The sequence below is a fragment of the Pseudomonas paraeruginosa genome, from assembly GCF_003025345.2.
Classification (GTDB): Bacteria; Pseudomonadota; Gammaproteobacteria; order Pseudomonadales; family Pseudomonadaceae; genus Pseudomonas; species Pseudomonas paraeruginosa.
Genome location: NZ_CP020560.1, coordinates 2,457,820 through 2,477,387, shown reverse-complemented (window position 1 = coordinate 2,477,387; position 19,568 = coordinate 2,457,820). Strand labels below are relative to the sequence as shown.

At 65.1% G+C, this 19,568-nt stretch carries 20 protein-coding genes and 1 tRNA gene; 13 read left to right on the top strand and 8 right to left on the bottom strand.

Annotated features, from left to right (window positions below):
- Positions 1-3: 3 nt before the first annotated feature.
- Together B7D75_RS12010 and qteE are read left to right on the top strand one after the other, a co-directional pair.
- Positions 4-1,107 (top strand): polyamine ABC transporter substrate-binding protein, encoded by a 1,104-nt coding sequence (locus tag B7D75_RS12010; protein WP_053817100.1) that lies wholly within the window; start codon positions 4-6, stop codon positions 1,105-1,107.
- Between the two features lie 189 nt (positions 1,108-1,296).
- Positions 1,297-1,869, top strand: coding sequence for a quorum threshold expression protein QteE (qteE, locus tag B7D75_RS12005; RefSeq protein WP_034082487.1), 573 nt, complete (start codon positions 1,297-1,299; stop codon positions 1,867-1,869).
- Positions 1,870-2,039: 170 nt separating this feature from the next.
- Here qteE and B7D75_RS12000 read toward each other — a convergent pair.
- Positions 2,040-2,129: transfer RNA gene (locus tag B7D75_RS12000), tRNA-Ser, on the bottom strand.
- A 129-nt stretch (positions 2,130-2,258) separates the two neighbouring features.
- Here B7D75_RS12000 and B7D75_RS11995 point away from each other — a divergent pair.
- The 7 genes from B7D75_RS11995 (at position 2,259) to B7D75_RS11965 (ending at position 6,466) form a co-directional block, all read left to right on the top strand.
- Positions 2,259-2,927 carry a Bax inhibitor-1/YccA family protein gene (locus B7D75_RS11995; RefSeq protein WP_003153609.1) on the top strand — a complete coding sequence of 223 codons (669 nt, stop codon included), beginning with the start codon at positions 2,259-2,261 and terminating at the stop codon, positions 2,925-2,927.
- A 110-nt stretch (positions 2,928-3,037) separates the two neighbouring features.
- The gene (gene tusD, locus B7D75_RS11990; protein WP_003153611.1) at positions 3,038-3,433 is read left to right on the top strand and encodes a sulfurtransferase complex subunit TusD; all 396 of its coding nucleotides are present in this window, start codon (positions 3,038-3,040) and stop codon (positions 3,431-3,433) included.
- Positions 3,430-3,789 (top strand): sulfurtransferase complex subunit TusC, encoded by a 360-nt coding sequence (gene tusC / locus B7D75_RS11985; protein ID WP_003153613.1) that lies wholly within the window; start codon positions 3,430-3,432, stop codon positions 3,787-3,789. Before tusD ends, tusC begins: the two co-directional genes overlap by 4 nt.
- Complete coding sequence (gene tusB / locus B7D75_RS11980) at positions 3,789-4,094, top strand: sulfurtransferase complex subunit TusB (protein WP_003153615.1); 306 nt, start codon at positions 3,789-3,791, stop codon at positions 4,092-4,094. The genes tusC and tusB overlap by 1 nt, the downstream gene beginning before the upstream one ends.
- Positions 4,091-4,426, top strand: coding sequence for a TusE/DsrC/DsvC family sulfur relay protein (locus B7D75_RS11975; RefSeq protein WP_053817074.1), 336 nt, complete (start codon positions 4,091-4,093; stop codon positions 4,424-4,426). Before tusB ends, B7D75_RS11975 begins: the two co-directional genes overlap by 4 nt.
- Positions 4,423-5,406, top strand: a complete 984-nt coding sequence (locus B7D75_RS11970) for a glycosyl transferase family protein (protein ID WP_107114035.1) — start codon at positions 4,423-4,425, stop codon at positions 5,404-5,406. The genes B7D75_RS11975 and B7D75_RS11970 overlap by 4 nt, the downstream gene beginning before the upstream one ends.
- A gap of 85 nt (positions 5,407-5,491) precedes the next feature.
- A complete protein-coding gene (locus tag B7D75_RS11965; RefSeq protein WP_107114034.1) occupies positions 5,492-6,466 on the top strand; it encodes a glutathione S-transferase family protein in 975 nt (324 codons plus the stop codon).
- A gap of 4 nt (positions 6,467-6,470) precedes the next feature.
- On the opposite strand, the gene cysG is transcribed toward B7D75_RS11965, so the two are convergent.
- The 5 genes from cysG to ftsK form a co-directional block, all read right to left on the bottom strand.
- Positions 6,471-7,868 carry a siroheme synthase CysG gene (cysG, locus tag B7D75_RS11960; RefSeq protein ID WP_012075462.1) on the bottom strand — a complete coding sequence of 466 codons (1,398 nt, stop codon included), beginning with the start codon at positions 7,866-7,868 and terminating at the stop codon, positions 6,471-6,473.
- A 1-nt stretch (position 7,869) separates the two neighbouring features.
- Positions 7,870-9,150 carry a serine--tRNA ligase gene (gene serS, locus B7D75_RS11955; protein WP_034082492.1) on the bottom strand — a complete coding sequence of 427 codons (1,281 nt, stop codon included), beginning with the start codon at positions 9,148-9,150 and terminating at the stop codon, positions 7,870-7,872.
- A 113-nt stretch (positions 9,151-9,263) separates the two neighbouring features.
- Positions 9,264-10,589: a replication-associated recombination protein A gene (locus tag B7D75_RS11950; protein WP_107114033.1), complete on the bottom strand. Its 1,326-nt coding sequence runs from the start codon at positions 10,587-10,589 to the stop codon at positions 9,264-9,266.
- Positions 10,590-10,598: 9 nt separating this feature from the next.
- A complete protein-coding gene (gene lolA / locus B7D75_RS11945; protein WP_003090414.1) occupies positions 10,599-11,225 on the bottom strand; it encodes an outer membrane lipoprotein chaperone LolA in 627 nt (208 codons plus the stop codon).
- Between the two features lie 25 nt (positions 11,226-11,250).
- Positions 11,251-13,686: a DNA translocase FtsK gene (gene ftsK, locus B7D75_RS11940; protein WP_074197315.1), complete on the bottom strand. Its 2,436-nt coding sequence runs from the start codon at positions 13,684-13,686 to the stop codon at positions 11,251-11,253.
- 226 nt (positions 13,687-13,912) lie between these two features.
- Here ftsK and trxB point away from each other — a divergent pair, with 226 nt between their 5' ends.
- The 4 genes from trxB to infA all read left to right on the top strand — a co-directional run bounded on the left by trxB (position 13,913) and on the right by infA (position 16,666).
- Positions 13,913-14,863 (top strand): thioredoxin-disulfide reductase, encoded by a 951-nt coding sequence (gene trxB, locus B7D75_RS11935; RefSeq protein ID WP_012075456.1) that lies wholly within the window; start codon positions 13,913-13,915, stop codon positions 14,861-14,863.
- 37 nt (positions 14,864-14,900) lie between these two features.
- Positions 14,901-15,581: a leucyl/phenylalanyl-tRNA--protein transferase gene (gene aat / locus B7D75_RS11930; RefSeq protein ID WP_003153203.1), complete on the top strand. Its 681-nt coding sequence runs from the start codon at positions 14,901-14,903 to the stop codon at positions 15,579-15,581.
- Between the two features lie 54 nt (positions 15,582-15,635).
- The gene (locus tag B7D75_RS11925; RefSeq protein ID WP_003097644.1) at positions 15,636-16,343 is read left to right on the top strand and encodes an arginyltransferase; all 708 of its coding nucleotides are present in this window, start codon (positions 15,636-15,638) and stop codon (positions 16,341-16,343) included.
- A gap of 104 nt (positions 16,344-16,447) precedes the next feature.
- Positions 16,448-16,666, top strand: coding sequence for a translation initiation factor IF-1 (gene infA / locus B7D75_RS11920; protein WP_002553999.1), 219 nt, complete (start codon positions 16,448-16,450; stop codon positions 16,664-16,666).
- Between the two features lie 82 nt (positions 16,667-16,748).
- Here infA and clpA read toward each other — a convergent pair whose 3' ends face one another.
- Together clpA and clpS are read right to left on the bottom strand one after the other, a co-directional pair.
- On the bottom strand, positions 16,749-19,025 hold the full coding sequence (clpA, locus tag B7D75_RS11915; RefSeq protein WP_003090432.1) for an ATP-dependent Clp protease ATP-binding subunit ClpA: 2,277 nt from the start codon (positions 19,023-19,025) through the stop codon (positions 16,749-16,751).
- Between the two features lie 27 nt (positions 19,026-19,052).
- Positions 19,053-19,421 (bottom strand): ATP-dependent Clp protease adapter ClpS, encoded by a 369-nt coding sequence (clpS, locus tag B7D75_RS11910; RefSeq protein WP_003097649.1) that lies wholly within the window; start codon positions 19,419-19,421, stop codon positions 19,053-19,055.
- Between the last annotated feature and the right edge of the window lie 147 nt (positions 19,422-19,568).

Below are 19,568 nucleotides of genomic sequence, written 5' to 3'. Positions count from 1 at the left end.
CCAATGAAAAAAGTTTGTGCACTGGCGTTATCGATCCTGACCATGATCGGTGCGACAGCGGCGAACAGTGCATGGGCCGCACAAACCAGCGTCCATCTCTACAACTGGTATGACTTCATCGCCCCGGAAACGCCCGGCGACTTCCGCAAGGAAACCGGCACCCGCGTGATCCTCGACACCTTCGACAGCGCCGAGACCGCCCAGGGCAAGCTGATGGTCGGCCGCTCGGGCTACGATGTGGTGGTGATCACCTCCAACATCCTGCCCGGACTGATCAAGGCCGGCGTTCTCCAGGAGCTCGACCGCGACAAGCTCCCGCACTGGGCGAACCTCGACCCGCAGATCCTCGGGAAACTGCAGGCCAACGACCCCGGCAACCGCTACGCCGTACCCTACCTCTGGGGCACCACCGGCATCGCCTACGATGTCGACAAGGTGCGCACGCTGCTCGGCCCGGACGCGCCAGTCGATTCCTGGGACCTGATCTTCAAGGAGGAGAACATCTCGCGCCTCAGCCAATGCGGCGTCGCGACGCTCGACTCGCCCACCGAGCTGGTTTCCATCGCCCTCAACTATCTCGGCCTGCCGCACAACAGCCGGAATCCCGAGGACTACCAGAAAGCCCAGGCGCTGCTGCTGAAGATCCGTCCCTACATCAGCTATTTCGACTCTTCGAAGGTCGACTCCGACCTGTCCAACGGCAACGTCTGCGTGGTGGTCGGCTGGCAGGGCACGGCCTACATGGCCCAGGTCAACAACGAACAGGCCGGCAATGGCCGCAGGATCGCCTACAGCATTCCGCGGGAGGGCTCGCTGGTATGGGCGGAGAACCTGGTGTTGCTCAAGGATGCGCCGCATCCCGAGCAGGGTTATGCGCTGATCGACTACCTGTTGCGCCCCGAGGTCATCGCCAGGACCTCCAACTATGTGGGCTATCCGAATGGCAACCAGGCAGCGCTGGCGCTGGTGGAACGGAAGCTGCGGGAAAACCCGGCGGTTTACCTGAGCAAGGAAACCATGGCCACCCTGTTCCCCCTCGAGACCCTGCCACTGAAGCTCGAAAGAATCCGCACCCGGGTCTGGAGCCGGGTCAAGAGCGGCAGTTGACGGCCGACCCGCCACGCCCCGCCGGGCGAGTTGCGGGAAGCCTCGACAGCAGAACGTCCAGCAAGCTCAGCCGGAAGCGGCGAGGGTCTCGCCACTCACTGGAGCGGGGCTTGCCGGCGGCCCCATAACCGATCGACAGGCCTCTCCCCCGAGGCCCGGAAGCCTCGGGCACGCCCGATGGAGACAATCATGCTTATCCATTTCTGCCCCAGGCTGCTGACGCCCGCGGGGTTCGACCTGCCGTGCGAGCTGATCGACATCCGCATCAAGGAGTTCGACCTGCACCTGCTGGGCGGACGCGACGTGGTGGCGCGCCATCCCCTTCCCGACAAGCGCTACCACGTGGCCTGCCGCAAGGCCGGCTGCAAGGCGGTGAACGGCCTGCTGGTGGAGGTGGAGAAGCACGTACCGCTGTTCACCGTTGACACCCGCTGGAGCATCGACGCCGAGGTGGTCCTGCGCCACCGCGTCGAGTACGTGGTCCTCGATGCCGAGCACGACGCGGTGAGCGACTACATGCTGCTGTGGTGCGACGAGGTGCCCAACTATTTCCTCGGCCAGAGCAGCCCTGCGATGCAGGTGCCGCTCATGGAACTGATACGGGGGAATGCGCTGCAGACCGAGCGACAGGATGTGTTCCGCCTGCCGACGCTGAGATCCGAACGCCTCGACCGACAGCATGCCGACGCCAACCAGCACCTGCCGAGCCGGGACCAGGCGTTCCACGTGAAGGCCGAGCAGATCAGCTACGGGCTGGCCTGACGGCAAGGTCCTCCCGACGGTGTCCACGGGATCCTCGCTATCCGGCGGGCCGTGATCCACCAGCGGTTCTCGCGCGATGCCGTGAAAGCACCACGGACCGACGACCTGGCGGTTCGAGAGGGCTCAGAAACGCAAAAGCCCCGTTCGGCGGGGCTCTGAGGACGCGGATATGGCGGAGGCGGTGAGATTCGAACTCACGGAAGAGTCTCCCCTTCGACGGTTTTCAAGACCGTTGCCTTAAACCACTCGGCCACACCTCCGCATCGCGGGGCGCCATAGTACCGGATAGCAACACACTGTCAAACTCTATCGATTGGCCCTGGCAGAGGCTTTGCTATGATGGCTTCCAGTACGTCATGGACCCGTTCCCGTTAAGGAGTACCCACACCATGCAAGAACAGCAATATCAGCTGAACTCCGCCGTCGCGGAACAGCGTGAAGTCAGCGGGGTTCTGCGCAATACCTACGGCCTGCTGGCCCTCACCCTGGCCTTCAGCGGCCTGGTGGCCTACGCCTCGCAGCAGATGCGCCTGCCCTATCCGAACGTGTTCGTGGTGCTGATCGGCTTCTACGGCCTGTTCTTCCTCACCGTGAAGCTGCGCAACAGCGCCTGGGGCCTGGTCAGCACCTTCGCCCTGACCGGCTTCATGGGTTACACGCTCGGCCCGATCCTCAACATGTACCTGGGCCTGCCCAACGGCGGCAGCGTCATCACCTCGGCCTTCGCCATGACCGCCCTGGTGTTCTTCGGCCTGTCCGCCTATGTGCTGACCACCCGCAAGGACATGAGCTTCCTGTCCGGGTTCATCACCGCCGGCTTCTTCGTCCTGCTGGGCGCCGTGCTGGTCTCGCTGTTCTTCCAAATCAGCGGCCTGCAACTGGCGATCAGCGCCGGCTTCGTGCTGTTCTCCTCGGCGATGATCCTGTACCAGACCAGCGCGATCATCCATGGCGGCGAACGCAACTACATCATGGCCACCATCAGCCTGTACGTGTCGATCTACAACCTGTTCATCAGCCTGTTGCAGATCTTCGGTATCGCCGGCGGCGACGACTGATAGAAGCCACCTCCGCAAAAGCCCGTCCCCGCGACGGGCTTTTTCATTTGCGGTCCGGCAAAACACAGGCATTGGTTTATCATTCGAACAAATCCCTCGCGTATCGCAGCATGAAATTCGCCATCGCCCTCTTCGACCCACCCCACTCGCCCGCCGCCCGCCGCGCGCTGCGCTTCAGCGAAGCCGCGCTGGCCGGCGGACATGAGATCGTCCGCCTGTTCTTCTACCAGGACGGCGTGCACAGCGCCTCGGCCAACACCGTCAGCGGCCAGGACGAGTTCGACCTGCCCGCCGCCTGGCGCGAACTGGTCGAGCGCAACGGCCTGGACGCCGTGGTCTGCATTGCCGCCGCCCTGCGCCGCGGCGTGCTGAACGCCGAGGAGGCCGAGCGCTACGGCCGTCCCGGCGCCAACCTCGGCGCGCCCTGGGAACTCTCCGGGCTCGGCCAGTTGCACGAAGCGGCGCAAAGCGCGGACCGCCTGGTCTGCTTCGGGGGTGATCGATGAGCCGGTCGCTGCTGATCATCAGCCGCCAGTCGCCCTGGTCCGGCCCGAGCGCCCGCGAGGCGCTGGACATCGCCCTGGCCGGCGGCGCCTTCGATCTGCCGGTGGGCATGCTGTTCCTCGACGACGGCGCCTTCCAGCTGGCTCCCGGCCAGCAGCCGGCGCAGCTGCAACAGAAGGACCTGCAGGCCAACCTGCAGGCCCTGCCGATGTTCGGCGTGGACGACCTCTACGTCTCGGCGCGCAGCCTGCGTGAACGCGGCCTGGCGGAAGAACGCCTGGCCCTGGCGGTCGAGGTGCTCGACGACCAGGCCCTGCGCGACCTGTTGCAACGCTATGACCAGGTGATCACCCTCTGATGGCCACGACCCTCCACGTACTCTCCCGCTCACCGTTCAACGACGGCCGCCTGGGCAGTTGCCTGTACCTGCTCAATCCCGCCGACGGCCTGCTGCTCTGCGGCGACGCCGTGCACGCCCTGCTCGCCGGCAGCAACGCCTGCCAGGCGCTGGAGCTGATGCCGGCGGAGATCGAACTGTTCGCCCTGCTGGAAGACCTCCAGGCGCGCGGCATCGAGGATGTCCCGGCGCGCCTGCGGGCGGTGGACTATCCCGGCTTCGTCGAACTCGCCACCCGCTTCGACAAGGTCAACAGCTGGCTATGACGATCCTCTCGCTCGCAGGCCGGGAAATCCGCCTGGACAAGGACGGCTACCTGGTCGACCTCGACGACTGGTCGGAACCGGTGGCCGAAGCCCTGGCCGCCCGCGAGGAGCTGACGCTGACCCCCGGGCACTGGGAGATCCTCCACCTGCTCCGCGCGTTCTACGCCGAGTTCCAGCTATCCCCGGCCAATCGCCCATTGATCAAGTTCGTCGCCCAGCGACTGGGCCCGGACAAGGGCAACAGCCTGCACCTCAACCACCTGTTCAAGGGCGCCCCGGCCAAGCTTGGCGCGAAACTGGCCGGCCTGCCGAAACCGAGCAACTGTCTATGACTCTCCCGATTCCCGCCGAACATCCGTTCGCCCAGTTCGTCCGCATCCTCGGCAAAGGCAAGCGCGGAGCACGCAGCCTGAGCCGGGAGGAAGCCCGCGAGGCCCTCGGCATGATCCTCGACGGCAGGGTCGAGGACACCCAGCTGGGCGCCTTCCTCATGCTTCTGCGGCACAAGGAGGAAAGCAGCGAGGAGCTGGCCGGTTTCACCGAGGCGGTGCGCGAGCGCCTGCAAGTCCCGTCCTTGCGCGTCGACCTCGACTGGCCCAGCTACGCCGGCAAGAAGCGCCACCTGCCCTGGTACCTGCTGGCCGCCAAGTGCCTGGCCGGCCATGGCGTGCGCATCATCATGCACGGCGGCGGCGCGCATACCGCCGGACGCCTGTATAGCGAACAGTTGCTGGCGGCGCTGGAAATCCCGCTCTGCCACGACTGGCTGCAGGTCGAGCAGGCGCTAGAGCGCACGCACCTGGCGTTCATCCCGCTCGGTGCCTGGATGCCGGTGCTGCAGCGGATGATCGACCTGCGCAATACCCTCGGCCTGCGCTCGCCGACCCATTCGCTGGTGCGCCTGCTCAACCCGCTGGGCGCGGATTGCATCCTGCAGAGCATCTTCCATCCCGGCTACCAGGAAACCCACCGCGAGGCCAGCCGCCTGCTCGGCGACCGCGCCATCGTCATCAAGGGCGAAGGCGGCGAGATCGAAATCAACCCGGACGTCGTCGCCCACCTGTATGGTTGCGACCAGGGCGAGGCCTGGGACGAGGTATGGCCGGCATTGTCGACGCACCGGCACATGAAGCCGGAACAGCTCGACCCGGGCTTCCTCCGGGCCGTCTGGGACGGCCGTGAAGGCGACGCCTATGGCCATCTGGCGGTGCTCTCCACCGTGGCCCTGGCGCTACGGGCCCTTGGCAGGAATCGCGAAGAAGCCTTCAAGGAAGCCTCGCACTACTGGGCAACCCGAAACGAATCGATCTGATCGATACGAATAGCCCTTTATTTATATAAATTTATCGATCATCCAACACTAGACTGTTCCTCAACGACGTATGGAGGAACCGCTCATGGGACAATTGATCGATGGCCGCTGGCACGACCAGTGGTATGACACACAGAAGGACGGCCGCTTCCAGCGCGAAAATGCCCAGCGCCGCCATTGGTTGGGCGAGCCGGCGTTCCCCGCCGAGGCCGGGCGTTACCACCTGTATGTCTCGCTGGCCTGCCCCTGGGCCCACCGGACCCTGATCGTGCGCAAGCTGAAGGGGCTGGAATCGCTGATCGACGTTTCCGTGGTCAGTTGGCTGATGCGCGAGAACGGCTGGACCTTCGACCCGGCCCACGGCTCCAGCGGCGACCACCTCGACGGCCTGGCCTTCCTGCACCAGCGCTATACCCGCGACGACCCGCACTACAGCGGCCGGGTCACGGTGCCGCTGCTGTGGGACAAACAGGCGCAGAAGATCGTCAACAACGAATCGTCCGACATCATCCGCATCTTCAACAGCGCCTTCGACGCCATCGGCGCCAACGCGCTGGACTTCTACCCGGAGCCGCTGCGCGAGGAGATCGAACGCCTCAACGGACGCATCTATCCGGCGCTCAACAACGGCGTGTACCGTGCCGGTTTCGCCACTCGCCAGGACGCCTACGAGGAAGCCTTCGTCCAGTTGTTCGAGGAGCTGGACTACCTGGAAGGATTGCTCGGCGAACGCCGCTACCTGGCCGGTGAATACCTGACCGAGGCCGATATCCGCCTGTTCACCACCCTGGTGCGCTTCGATGCGGTGTACCACGGACACTTCAAGTGCAACCTGCGACGCATCGAAGACTACCCGAATCTCTCCGGCTGGCTGCGCGAGCTGTACCAACGCCCAGGCATCGGCGAGACAGTGGACTTCGAACACATCAAGGGGCATTACTACGCCAGCCACCGCACCATCAACCCGACCGGGATAGTACCGCTGGGCCCGCGTCTCGACCTGGCGCGCGCGCCCGGCCGGGAACGACTTCCCGGCAAGGGCATCTGGGGAGAAGGCTGAAGGCTCAGGCGCCCTCGCGGGCGCCTTCGAACCAGGCCAGCTTGTCGCGCAGTTGCACGACCTCGCCGACGATCACCAGGGTCGGCGCATGCACTTCATGCTCGGCCACCAGTTGCGGCAGGTTTTCCAGGGTTCCGCTGAATACCCGCTGCTGGGCGGTGGTCCCCTGCTGGATCAGCGCCGCCGGGGTCTGCGCGGAGCGACCGTGGGCGACCAGTTGTTCGCAGATCACAGGCAATCCCACCAGGCCCATGTAGAACACCAGGGTCTGGCCAGGCGCTACCAGATCCTTCCACGGCAGGTCGGTGGTGCCATCCTTCAGATGACCGGTGACGAAACGAACCGATTGCGCATGGTCGCGATGAGTCAGCGGAATCCCGGCGTAGGCCGCGCAGCCGCTGGCCGCGGTGATCCCCGGCACGACCTGGAAGGGAATCCCGTGGGCGGCCAGCTCGTCGATTTCCTCGCCGCCGCGGCCGAAGATGAACGGATCGCCGCCCTTCAGGCGCAGCACGCGCTTGCCCTGGCTGGCCAGTTCCACCAGCAGGCGGTTGATCCGCTCCTGCGGCACCGCATGCTCGGCGCGACGCTTGCCGACGTACAAACGTTCGGCATCGCGGCGGCATAATTCGAGGATCGCAGGCGCCACCAGGCGGTCGTAGAGCACCACGTCGGCCTGCTGCATCAGGCGCAGGGCACGGAACGTCAGCAGGTCCGGATCCCCCGGCCCGGCCCCGACCAGATATACCTCGCCCGTGGCCATGTGCGCGAGGCCGCCGGCCAGGCGCTCTTCTAGGAGACGCTCGGCTTCCGCTGGACGTCCGGCCAGGACCCGCTCGGCGATCTCGCCCTGGAACAGGTTTTCCCAGAACACCCGGCGCTGTTGCAGATCCGGCAGCAGTTCCTTGACCCGGTTGCGGAAACGGCTGGCCAGTCCGGCCAGCTGTCCGTAGCTGGAAGGAATCCAGGTTTCCAGCTTGGCCCGGATCAGCCGCGCCAGCACCGGCGCGTCGCCGCCGCTGGAGACCGCCACCACCAGCGGCGAACGGTCGACGATGGCCGGGAAGATCACGCTGCACAGGGCCGGCGCGTCTACCACGTTGACCGGTATCCCGCGCGCATTGGCCGCCCGCGACACCTCGGCGTTCAGCGGTTCGTCGTCGGTGGCGGCGATGATCAAAGCGCAGCCGGGCTGGTCGCCGTCCTGGTAGTCGCGTTCGAGCAGCTCGCCGCCGCCCTGCTCCACCAGATGCCGCAGTTCGATGTGGATCTGCGGCGCGACCACGCGCAGGCGCGCGCCGGCGTCGGCCAGCAGGCGCGCCTTGCGCAGGGCGACTTCGCCGCCGCCGACCACGAGCGCCAGGCGCCCTTGCAAGGAGTGGAACAGCGGCAGGAAGTCCATGTCAGCCGATCACCTCGATGCCACCCATGTAGGGCTTGAGGACGTCCGGCACACGGATCGAGCCGTCCGCCTGCTGGTAGTTCTCCAGCACCGCCACCAGGGTGCGGCCGACGGCCAGGCCGGAGCCGTTGAGGGTGTGCACCAGCTCGGGCTTGCCGGTTTCCGGGTTGCGGTAGCGGGCCTGCATGCGCCGGGCCTGGAAGTCGCCGCAGTTGGAGCAGGAGGAAATCTCGCGGTACTTGTCCTGGCTCGGCACCCAGACCTCCAGGTCGTAGGTCTTGGTCGCGCCGAAGCCCATGTCGCCGGTGCACAGCGCCAGCACCCGATACGGCAGTTCGAGCAGTTGCAGGACGCGCTCGGCGTTGGCGGTCAGGCCTTCCAGCGCCTCGTAGGAGGTGGCCGGATCGACGATCTGCACCATCTCCACCTTGTCGAACTGGTGCTGGCGGATCATGCCCCGGGTATCGCGCCCGGAGGCACCGGCCTCGCTGCGGAAGCACGGGGTATGGGCGACGAACTTCAGCGGCAACTGCCTGGCGTCGAGGATCTGCCCGGAAACGATGTTGGTCAGCGAGACCTCGGCGGTCGGGATCAGGTAGAGGTCGGCTTCGCCGTCGCGACCGATCTTGAACAGGTCTTCCTCGAACTTCGGCAACTGGCCGGTGCCCTGCAGCGCCGGAGCCTGGACGAGATAGGGGGTGTAGGCCTCCTCGTAGCCGTGCTCGGCGGTATGCAGGTTGATCATGAACTGCGCCAGGGCGCGATGCAGGCGGGCGATCGGGCCGCGCATCAGGGCGAAGCGCGCGCCGGAGAGCTTGGCGGCGGTCTCGAAATCCAGCCAGCCGTGCCGCTCGCCGAGGGCGACATGGTCCTTGACCTCGAAATCGAAGGCCTTCGGCGTGCCCCAGCGACGCACTTCGACGTTGGCGTCCTCGTCGGCACCGACCGGTACCGACTCGTGCGGCAGGTTGGGAATGCCCAGCAGCATCGAATCAAGCTCGCCCTGGATGGCGTCCAGCTGGCGCTTGCCCTCTTCCAGCTCGGAGCCCATGCGGTCGACATCGGCCAGCAGCGGCGCAATGTCCTCGCCACGCTGCTTGGCCTGGCCGATCGCCTTGGAGCGCGCGTTGCGCTCGGCCTGCAGCTGCTCGGTACGGGTCTGCACCGACTTGCGCTGTTCTTCCAGCGCCTCGATGCGCGCGACGTCCAGTTGGAAGCCACGGGTGGCCAGGCGGGCAGCCACTTCTTGCGGCTGGGTGCGTACCAGTTTGGGGTCGAGCATGCTCTTTTCTCGTCTCGTGTCGGTTATCGGCGGTTCGGGGCCCCGCTGGCGCTTCACCATGCCCGATCGACGTCGTCGCGCGAGCCTGGCGAGCTCCGGCGAGCCCGTACCGCTCAGGATTTTCTGCGTTGGCGGGGACTGGTGCGATCCAACTCCGCCAGGTGTTCCAGCTTGTCGCGGATCTTCAGTTCCAGGCCCCTTGGCACCGGTTGATAGTAACGCCGCGGCTCCAGATCCTCGGGGAAATAATCCTCTCCGGCGGCATAGGCATCCGGCTCGTCGTGGGCGTAGCGGTATTCTTCGCCGTAGCCGAGGCTCTTCATCAATTTGGTCGGTGCGTTGCGCAAGTGCAATGGCACTTCCCGCGAGCCGCTTTCGGCGACATCGCGCATCGCCGCGTTGAACGCGCTGTACACCGCGTTGCTCTTCGGTGCGCAGGCCAGGTAGACGATGGCCTGGGCCACCGCCAGCTCGCCTTCCGGGCTGCCCAGGCGCTCCTGCACATCCCAGGCCGACAGGCACAGGCCGAGGGCGCGCGGATCGGCGTTGCCGACCTCCTCGCTGGCCATGCGCACCACCCGTCGGGCGATGTACAGGGGGTCGCAGCCGCCGTCGAGCATGCGTGCGAACCAATACAGCGCCGCGTCGGGATTGGAGCCGCGCACCGACTTGTGCAGTGCGCTGATCTGGTCGTAGAACGCCTCGCCGCCCTTGTCGAAACGTCGGCGGGTGTCGCCGAGCAGATTCTGCAACAGCTCGGGACTGATCTCGCTGCCGTCCTCGGCGAGGTCGGCAGCGTTCTCCAACAGGTTCAGCAGGCGCCGACCATCGCCGTCGGCGGCGGCCAGGAGAACCTGAAAGCTCTCTTCCGGCAGACTCAGGTTGCGCTTGCCGAGGCCCTTTTCCTCGCTCAGCGCGCGCCCCACCAGCTTGCGCAGGGCGGTTTCGTCGAGACTCTTGAGGACATACACGCGAGCCCGCGAGAGCAGCGCGTTGTTCAACTCGAAGGACGGGTTCTCGGTGGTCGCGCCAATGAAGATCAGCGTGCCGTCTTCCACATAGGGCAGGAAGGCATCCTGCTGGCTCTTGTTGAAGCGGTGCACCTCGTCAACGAACAGGATGGTCCGGCGCCCGTATTGCGCCGCGTGCTGCTTGGCCACCTCGACCGCCTGGCGGATCTCCTTGACCCCGGACAGCACTGCGGAAATGGTCTCGAAATGGGCGTCCGACACCTGCGCCAGCAGCCGCGCCAGGGTGGTCTTGCCGACCCCCGGCGGGCCCCAGAAGATCATCGAGTGCAGCGCGCCCTGCTCCAGCGCCTCGCGCAAGGGCTTGCCGCGGGCCAGCAGATGCTCCTGGCCCACGTACTCATCCAGGTTGGCGGGCCGTAGCCGCGCTGCCAGCGGCTGCGCGACGGGCTCGCTGCGGAACAGGTCCACGGCTTGCGGTTACTCCTGGATCACGTCGACGCCCGGCGGAACGTCGAAGGTGAATTGCTTCGCATCCAGCGCCTCGTTCATCTTCACATCGAAGAACAGGATGTTGGTGCGCTGGCCGACGCCATCGATCATCTGCATGTCGTTCACCTTGCCGCTGCGGAACGACAGGCGCAAGGTGTCGAAGAGGGTGTCCTTGGTCTTCGGCTTGAGCACGAAATCGACCACGTTGCCGCCTTCCTTGTAGGTGATGGCAAAGCTTTCGCTGATCTTCGAGATATCGCCGGAGAGCAGCAGCGCCGGGGTCTGGGTCAGGCGCTGGTCGAGCTTCTGGATGGTCACCTGCTCCAGGTCCGGGTCGTACAGCCAGACCTTCTCGCCGTTGGAAATGAGCAACTGCTCGTTCGGCGCATCGGTATGCCAGCGGAACAGCCCCGGCCGCTTCAGGCTCAACTGGCCGGCGGTCTCCTGCAGGCGGGTGCCGCTGCCGTCCAGGGTCAGCTGGGAGAAGCGCGCGGTCAGGGTCTGGGCCTTGTTCAGCAGGCCGGTCAGGCGCTGGACGGCTGCGCTGTCGTCGGCATGGGCCAGCGAAGCGCCCATGGCCAGGGCGGCAACGAACAACGTGCGGATCAGTCGCATCGGAATCCTCTAAAACCTGTCGGGTTCAATCACGAACCGGCGCCGGCGCGATCACTTCGCGGGAGCCGTTGGTATTCATCGGGGTGACCACGCCGGCCATCTCCATCGCCTCGATCATCCGCGCGGCGCGGTTGTAGCCGATCTTCAGCTTGCGTTGCACGGCGGAGATCGATGCCCGGCGACTCTCGGTGACGAAACGTACCGCCTCGTCGTAGAGCGGGTCGTCCTCGCTGCCTTCGCCGGAGCCGTCGCCGCCATCGAAGGAACCGCCACCGCCGCCGCCTTCGTCGACGCCAGCGAGGATGTCCTCGATGTAGTCGGGCGCGCCGCGCAGCTTCCAGGCCTCGACCACCCGGTGCACCTCGTCGTCGGAAACGAAGGCGCCGTGCACGCGGATCGGCAGGCCTGTGCCCGGCGGCAGGTAGAGCATGTCGCCGTGGCCGAGCAGCTGTTCGGCGCCACCCTGGTCGAGGATGGTCCGCGAGTCGATCTTGCTGGACACCTGGAAGGCGATCCGGGTCGGGATGTTGGCCTTGATCAGGCCGGTGATCACGTCCACCGACGGCCGCTGGGTCGCCAGGATCAGGTGGATACCGGCCGCCCGCGCCTTCTGCGCGATACGGGCGATAAGCTCCTCGACCTTCTTGCCGACGATCATCATCATGTCGGCGAATTCGTCGACCACCACCACGATGGTCGGCAGGGTGCTCAGTTGCGGCGGCTCGTCGTCCGGGCTTTCGCGACGGAACAGCGGGTCGGTCAGCGGCGTGCCGGCCTCCTCGGCGTCCTTCACCTTGCGGTTGAAGCCGGCCAGGTTGCGCACGCCCATGGCTGCCATCAGGCGGTAGCGCCGCTCCATCTCCGCCACACTCCAGCGCAGGGCGTTGGCGGCTTCCTTCATGTCGGTGACCACCGGGCAGAGCAGGTGCGGGATACCCTCGTAGATCGACAGTTCGAGCATCTTCGGGTCGATCATGATCAGCCGCGCCTCGCTCGGCGTGGACTTGAACAGGATCGACAGGAGCATCGCGTTGACCCCCACCGACTTACCGGAACCGGTGGTACCGGCCACCAGCAGGTGCGGCATCTTCGCCAGGTCGGTGATGATCGGCCGGCCGCCGATGTCGTGGCCCAGGGCCAGCGGCACGGTGGACTTGTGCTCGTCGTACTCCGGCGACGACAGCACTTCGGAGAAGCGCACCATCTGCCGGTCTTCGTTGGGGATCTCGATGCCGACGGTGGTCTTGCCGGGAATCACCTCCACCACCCGCACGCTGATCACCGCTAGCGAGCGCGCCAGGTCCTTGGCCAGGTTGGAAATGCGGCTGACCTTGACCCCGGCCGCGGGCTGGATCTCGAAACGGGTGATCACCGGGCCCGGGTGCACCGAGTCCACGCTGACCTCGACGCCGAACTCCTTCAGCTTGATCTCCAGCAGGCGCGACATCGCCTCCAGCGACTCGGGCGAGTAGCTCTTCTGCTTCACTTCCGCCGGGTCGAGCAGCGACAGCGGCGGCAGGGTGCCCTCCACCGCCGTATCGACGAACAGCGGCGCCTGCTTCTCTTTCAGCACGCGCTTGCTCGGCTCCGAGGCCTTCGGCGGCGGTGGCGGATCGATCTTCGGCGGCGGGCGCTTCTCCCGCTCGCTCATGTGCTTGGCCAGGGCCTCTTCGCGCTCCAGCAGGCGCTCCTTGGCCTTGGACTGCTCGCGGCGATCCGGCACGCTCGGTGCCACCACCTCGGCGACACGCTCGTCGACCTCGCGCAGTTGCGCGACCAGTTGCTTGCGCTCGGCGCGCGCGCCCATCCAGCGATTGAAGGCGTTCTGGATCAGCTCGAAGAAGTCCAGGGTGATCTTGCCGGTGACATCCATCACCTTGAACCAGGAGAGGTCGGCGAACACCGTCAGGCCGAAGAGGAACAGGGCGAAGAACACCAGCGTGCTGCCCTGCACGTTCAGCGCGTCCACCGCGACCCGGCCCAGGCTCTGGCCGATGGCGCCGCCGGCCGAGGCGCTGGCCGGCATGTGGCCGCTGGCGTGGAAATGGATGTAGGCCAGCGCCGAGCCGGCCAGGATCAGGAAGATCAGCCCGACCAGGCGCCAGGAAAACAGCCAGGTGTTCCATTCCCACGGCAGGTTGCGGCGGCGGAACACCTGCCAGGTCTTGATGCCCAGCAACAGCGGAAAGAGGTAGGCGAAGTAGCCGAGCGTCATGAACAGGATATCGGCGGATACCGCACCGAGCCGACCGGCGGCGTTCTGCACCTGGTCAACCTGGCTCGAATGACTCCAGCTCGGATCGGCCGGATCGTAGGTGAGCAATGCCATCCAGAGGTAGAGGCAGAGCGCACCGAGCGCGATCAATACCCCTTCCTTCAGGCGGGAATGCAGTTGCTGACGCCATGCGGCGGCATGGGTCGCAGTGGTCGAATCCTTCAAATCGCTGTTTTTCCTGCGCACGGCTGGTGCTTTAGAAGCTGTATTGGTCAAAACGCGCCTATTGTACGGCTTTAAGGAAACTCTGAAAAATCACACCCGGAATCAGCGCCGTCCCTTGGATGGCCGATCCCGGCCCGGGGTTTTGCCGGCCTTTTGCGGATAGGTGTAGCATAGCCGGCAGATCTCTTCAGGCGGCTCCATTGGAGCACGCATTCTCTTGTGTGACAAAGGCTTATGGAGTCTTTTTATGAGTGAAGTCAAGCATTCGCGCCTCATCATCCTGGGCTCCGGTCCGGCCGGCTATACCGCCGCCGTGTACGCCGCACGCGCCAATCTCAAGCCAGTGGTGATCACCGGCATCCAGCCAGGCGGCCAACTGACCACCACCACCGAAGTCGACAACTGGCCGGGCGACGTCGAAGGCCTTACCGGCCCGGCGCTGATGACCCGCATGCAGCAGCACGCCGAGCGTTTCGACACCGAGATCGTCTACGACCACATCCACACCGCCGAGTTGCAACAGCGCCCGTTCACGCTGAAGGGCGATAGTGGCACTTATACCTGCGATGCACTGATCATTGCCACCGGCGCCTCCGCGCAATACCTGGGCATGTCGTCGGAAGAAGCCTTCATGGGCAAGGGCGTTTCCGCCTGCGCCACCTGCGATGGCTTCTTCTACCGCAATCAGGTGGTCTGCGTGGTCGGCGGCGGCAATACCGCCGTCGAGGAAGCGCTGTACCTGGCCAACATCGCCAAGGAAGTCCACCTGATCCACCGCCGCGACAAGCTGCGCTCGGAGAAGATCCTCCAGGACAAGCTGTTCGACAAGGCCGAGAACGGCAACGTGCGCCTGCACTGGAACACCACCCTGGACGAAGTGCTGGGCGACGCCAGCGGCGTCACCGGCGTACGCCTGAAGAGCACCGTCGACGGCAGCACCAGCGAACTGCCGCTGGCCGGCGTGTTCATCGCCATCGGCCACAAGCCGAACACCGACCTGTTCCAGGGCCAGCTGGAAATGCGCGACGGCTACCTGCGGATCCACGGCGGTAGCGAAGGCAACGCCACCCAGACCAGCATCGAAGGCGTGTTCGCCGCCGGCGACGTGGCCGACCATGTCTACCGCCAGGCCATCACCTCCGCCGGCGCCGGCTGCATGGCCGCTCTGGATGCCGAAAAATACCTCGACGACCATTGATCGGACCCAGGGGAGGCCCGCCCTCCCCTACCCCGCCATGCTGACCTGGCTTTCCCGCACCAATTACGATTTCCCGCCCCTCGACAAGGCCCTGCAGGAGCCCAACGGGCTGCTCGCGGCCGGCGGCGACCTTGACCCGCGCCGTCTGATCGCCGCCTACCGCCACGGCTGCTTCCCCTGGTACCAGGATGGCCAGCCAATCCTCTGGTGGTCGCCCGATCCGCGCACCGTGCTGTTCCCCGAGGAACTGCACGTGTCCCGCAGCCTGGCCAAGTGCCTGCGCCAGCAACGCTTCGAAGTCACTTTCAATCGTGACTTCCGGGCAGTGATCCAGGCTTGCGCCGCGCCGCGCGACTACGCCGACGGCACCTGGATCACTACACCGATGCAACTGGCCTACCAGGAGCTGCACCTGCGCGGCGTCGCCCATTCGGTGGAAGTCTGGCAGGCCGGGCAATTGGTCGGCGGCCTGTATGGCCTGGCCATGGGCCGGCTGTTCTTCGGCGAGTCGATGTTCAGCCGCGCCGACAACGCCTCCAAGGTGGGTTTCGTCACGCTGGTCCGACACCTGCGCGACGCCGGTTTCGTATTGATCGACTGCCAGATGCCGACCCGCCACCTGCACAGCCTGGGCGCACGCGCCATCAGCCGCGAGGCATTCGCCGACTACCTGCAGCGCTATCGCGACGAATCTCCCAGCGGCACCCTGGATTTTTAGGCGAGTTTCCGTGCCTGGCATAAACTTGCTTATGGGTCCCTGCTGGAGTTCACCATGACCGAACTCGCCCGACTGAAGTTCTACGCGACGCAACCGCATCCGTGCAGCTACCTGCCCGAGGAACAGGCCACCACCCTGTTCCTCGACCCCAGCCAGCCCATGGACACGCAGTTGTACGCCTCGCTGTCGGAAGTCGGCTTCCGTCGCAGCGGCGACCATCTCTATCGCCCGCACTGCCAGCATTGCACCGCCTGCATCGCCGCGCGCATACCGGTCGCCGGCTTCAGCCCGAACCGTCAGCAGCGACGCATCCTCAAGCGCAACGCCGAACTGCAGGTGATCCGCAAGCGACCGAGCTTCAACGAGGAGTACTACGACCTCTACCGCCGCTACATCGAGCAGCGCCACGCCGACGGCGACATGTATCCGCCCAGTCGCGACCAGTTCGCCACCTTCCTGGTCCGCGACCTGCCCTTCTGCTGCTTCTTCGAGTTCCGCCTGCACGGACGCCTGCTGGCCATCGCGGTGACCGACGTACTGCCGAACGGGTTGTCGGCGGTCTATACCTTCTACGACCCCGATGAAGAGCAGCGCAGCCTGGGACGCTACGCGATTCTCTGGCAGATCGCCGAGACCGAGCGCCTGGGCCTGCAAGCCGTCTACCTGGGCTACTGGATCAAGAATTGCCGGAAGATGAACTACAAGACCCAGTACCGCCCCATCGAACTGTTCGTCAACCAGCGCTGGGTCGCCCTCACCTGATAGCCGTGTGGCGCTATTGTCGATTTTCTGGCACAATGCACGCCGCTTTTCACGGCCCACCTCTCATTGAAAGGGCCACCCATAGATACCGAGGGCTCTACTGCATGTCGAAAGAAGACAGCTTCGAAATGGAAGGTACTGTCGTCGACACCCTGCCCAACACCATGTTCCGTGTGGAGTTGGAAAATGGGCACGTCGTCACCGCGCACATCTCCGGCAAAATGCGCAAGAACTACATCCGCATCCTCACCGGCGACAAGGTCCGCGTGGAACTGACGCCCTACGACCTGAGCAAGGGCCGCATCACCTACCGCGCCCGCTGAGTCGTCACGAGCCTTCACGGCTCGCCGATTGCAAAAGAAAAAGCCCGGCATGCGCCGGGCTTTTTCGTTGCAGCCATCCGGATCAGGCGGGCTCCGCCGCCGTGATCTCGAACTCGAAGGCCAGCTCGTCGCCCTTCAGGTCGACATGCACCAGGCCACCATGCTCGGCCAGCTCGCCGAACAGGATCTCCTCGGCCAAGGGCCGCTTGATCTTGTCCTGGATCAGCCGCGCCATCGGTCGCGCACCCATCTGCACGTCGTAGCCCTTCTCCGCCAGCCAGCCGCGCGCCGCATCGCTGACCTCGAGCTGGACGCGCTTGTCCTCCAGCTGCGCCTGCAGCTCGGTGAGGAACTTGTCGACCACGCTCTTGATCGTCTCGGTGCTCAGGCGGCCGAACTGGATGATGGTATCCAGGCGGTTGCGGAACTCCGGAGTGAAGCTCTTCTTGATCACTTCCATCGCATCGGTGGTGTGATCCTGCTGGTTGAAGCCGATCGACGCGCGCGCCGCCACCTCCGCGCCGGCATTGGTGGTCATGATCAGGATGATGTTGCGGAAATCCGCCTTGCGTCCGTTGTTGTCGGTGAGGGTACCGTGGTCCATCACCTGCAGCAGCAGGTTGAAGACTTCCGGGTGGGCCTTCTCGATCTCGTCGAGCAGCAACACGCAGTGCGGGGTCTTGGTGATCGCCTCGGTGAGCAGGCCGCCCTGGTCGAAGCCGACGTAGCCCGGAGGCGCGCCGATCAGCCGCGACACGGTATGCCGCTCCATGTACTCGGACATGTCGAAGCGCACCAGCTCCACGCCCAGCGCCTTGGCCAGCTGCCGCGCCACCTCGGTCTTGCCGACGCCGGTGGGGCCGGCGAAGAGGAACGAGCCGACCGGTTTGTCCGGCGCCTTGAGCCCGGCCCGCGACAGCTTGATCGCGGTGGACAGCGACTCGATGGCGTCGTCCTGGCCGAACACGGTCAGCTTGAGGTCGCGCTCGAGGTTGCGCAGCAGTTCCTTGTCGGAGGTGGTGACGTGCTTCGGCGGGATCCGCGCGATCTTCGCCACGATATCCTCGACCTGCGCCACCTCGATGCGCTTCACGCGCTTCTCTTCCGGCTGCAGGCGCTGGTAGGCGCCGGCCTCGTCGATGACATCGATGGCCTTGTCCGGCATGTGCCGGTCGTTGATGTAGCGCGCCGCCAGCTCGGCCGCGGCGCGCAGCGCCTCGTCACTGTACTCGATGTGGTGATGCTGCTCGAAGCGCCCCTTGAGGCCCTTGAGGATGCCATAGGTGTCTTCCACCGACGGCTCGGTCACGTCGACCTTCTGGAAGCGCCGCGCCAAGGCCCGGTCCTTCTCGAAGATGCCGCGAAACTCCTGGAAGGTGGTCGAGCCGATGCAGCGGATCTCGCCCGAGGACAGGACCGGCTTGAGCAGGTTGGAGGCGTCCATCACCCCGCCGGATGCCGCACCGGCACCGATGATGGTGTGGATCTCGTCGATGAACAGCACCGCGTGCGGGCGCTTGCGCAACTCGTTGAGCAACGCCTTGAAGCGCTTCTCGAAGTCGCCGCGATACTTGGTGCCCGCGAGCAAGGCGCCCAGGTCGAGGGAGTAGACCACGCTGTCGGCCAGCAGGTCCGGCACCTGGCCGTCGACGATGCGCTTGGCCAGGCCTTCGGCGATGGCCGTCTTGCCGACCCCCGCCTCGCCCACCAGCAACGGGTTGTTCTTGCGCCGCCGGGCGAGGATCTGCGCCACCCGCTCGACTTCATGCTCGCGCCCCACCAGCGGATCGATCCGCCCCTGGCGGGCCAGCTCGTTGAGGTTGCTGGCGTAGGCATCCAGCGGATGGTTGGACGTGGCCGACTCGCCACCTTCCTCATCCTGCATATCCTGCTCCCCATCCTGCGGATGTTCGGCATGCCCGGGCACCTTGGAAATGCCGTGGGCGATGTAGTTCACCACATCGATACGCGCGATGCTCTGCTGCTTGAGCAGGAACACCGCCTGGCTTTCCTGTTCGCTGAAGATCGCCACCAGGACGTTGGCCCCGGTCACTTCGCGCTTGCCGGAACTCTGCACGTGGAACACCGCGCGCTGCAGGACGCGCTGGAAGCCCAGCGTCGGCTGGGTCTCGCGCTCGTCGTCGTGCTGCGGGATCAGCGGCGTGGTGGAATCGATGAATTCCTGCAGGTCGCGCCGCAGCTTGTCCAGGTTGGCACCGCACGCACGCAATACCGTTGCCGCTGCCTCGTTGTCCAGCAAGGCCAGCAGCAGGTGCTCAACCGTCATGAATTCATGGCGTTTGGCCCTCGCCTCCTTGAAGGCGAGATTGAGGGTGACTTCGAGCTCTCGATTCAACATGGCTTCACCTCGCTCCCAAACATCCGATCAACTGTCTTTCTCTATCTCGCAGAGCAATGGATGCTGGCTCTCCCGCGCATACTGATTGACCTGCATCGCCTTGGTTTCGGCCACGTCCCGGGTAAACAAGCCGCAGACCGCCTTACCCTGAGTATGTACCGTCAACATGATCTTGGTGGCTTTTTCCCGGTCCATGTTGAAGAACACTTCCAGCACTTCAACAACAAAGTCCATCGGCGTGTAATCGTCGTTGAACAGTACCACCTTATACAACGGTGGCGGCTGTAATACAGGCTTCGACTCCTGTACCGCGAGCCCCGCCCCTTCGTCCTCGTGTTCATGAGGCTCGGGGTGGTCCTGATTGAATGTTAGTCGAATCTGGCTAGGTGCATGCATGAGGAAAAAAAGCTTTGCCTTTCTGGAAAGTTATGGACCGACATTGATGTTGATCCGTTTCTCGGGCGTATGGTTCAGCGCCTTGACTAACTGCAAAAGGGTGTTACAAACAATGGAATACCCCTACAGGGTATCAGGGGTTCCGCA

Coding starts and splice junctions, on each gene's coding strand:
- B7D75_RS12010 (WP_053817100.1), top strand. CDS start 4: ATGAAAAAAGTTTGTGCACTGGCGTTATCGATCCTGACCATGATCGGT.
- qteE (WP_034082487.1), top strand. CDS start 1,297: ATGCTTATCCATTTCTGCCCCAGGCTGCTGACGCCCGCGGGGTTCGAC.
- B7D75_RS11995 (WP_003153609.1), top strand. CDS start 2,259: ATGCAAGAACAGCAATATCAGCTGAACTCCGCCGTCGCGGAACAGCGT.
- tusD (WP_003153611.1), top strand. CDS start 3,038: ATGAAATTCGCCATCGCCCTCTTCGACCCACCCCACTCGCCCGCCGCC.
- tusC (WP_003153613.1), top strand. CDS start 3,430: ATGAGCCGGTCGCTGCTGATCATCAGCCGCCAGTCGCCCTGGTCCGGC.
- tusB (WP_003153615.1), top strand. CDS start 3,789: ATGGCCACGACCCTCCACGTACTCTCCCGCTCACCGTTCAACGACGGC.
- B7D75_RS11975 (WP_053817074.1), top strand. CDS start 4,091: ATGACGATCCTCTCGCTCGCAGGCCGGGAAATCCGCCTGGACAAGGAC.
- B7D75_RS11970 (WP_107114035.1), top strand. CDS start 4,423: ATGACTCTCCCGATTCCCGCCGAACATCCGTTCGCCCAGTTCGTCCGC.
- B7D75_RS11965 (WP_107114034.1), top strand. CDS start 5,492: ATGGGACAATTGATCGATGGCCGCTGGCACGACCAGTGGTATGACACA.
- cysG (WP_012075462.1), bottom strand. CDS start 7,868: ATGGACTTCCTGCCGCTGTTCCACTCCTTGCAAGGGCGCCTGGCGCTC.
- serS (WP_034082492.1), bottom strand. CDS start 9,150: ATGCTCGACCCCAAACTGGTACGCACCCAGCCGCAAGAAGTGGCTGCC.
- lolA (WP_003090414.1), bottom strand. CDS start 11,225: ATGCGACTGATCCGCACGTTGTTCGTTGCCGCCCTGGCCATGGGCGCT.
- trxB (WP_012075456.1), top strand. CDS start 13,913: ATGAGTGAAGTCAAGCATTCGCGCCTCATCATCCTGGGCTCCGGTCCG.
- aat (WP_003153203.1), top strand. CDS start 14,901: ATGCTGACCTGGCTTTCCCGCACCAATTACGATTTCCCGCCCCTCGAC.
- B7D75_RS11925 (WP_003097644.1), top strand. CDS start 15,636: ATGACCGAACTCGCCCGACTGAAGTTCTACGCGACGCAACCGCATCCG.
- infA (WP_002553999.1), top strand. CDS start 16,448: ATGTCGAAAGAAGACAGCTTCGAAATGGAAGGTACTGTCGTCGACACC.
- clpA (WP_003090432.1), bottom strand. CDS start 19,025: ATGTTGAATCGAGAGCTCGAAGTCACCCTCAATCTCGCCTTCAAGGAG.
- clpS (WP_003097649.1), bottom strand. CDS start 19,421: ATGCATGCACCTAGCCAGATTCGACTAACATTCAATCAGGACCACCCC.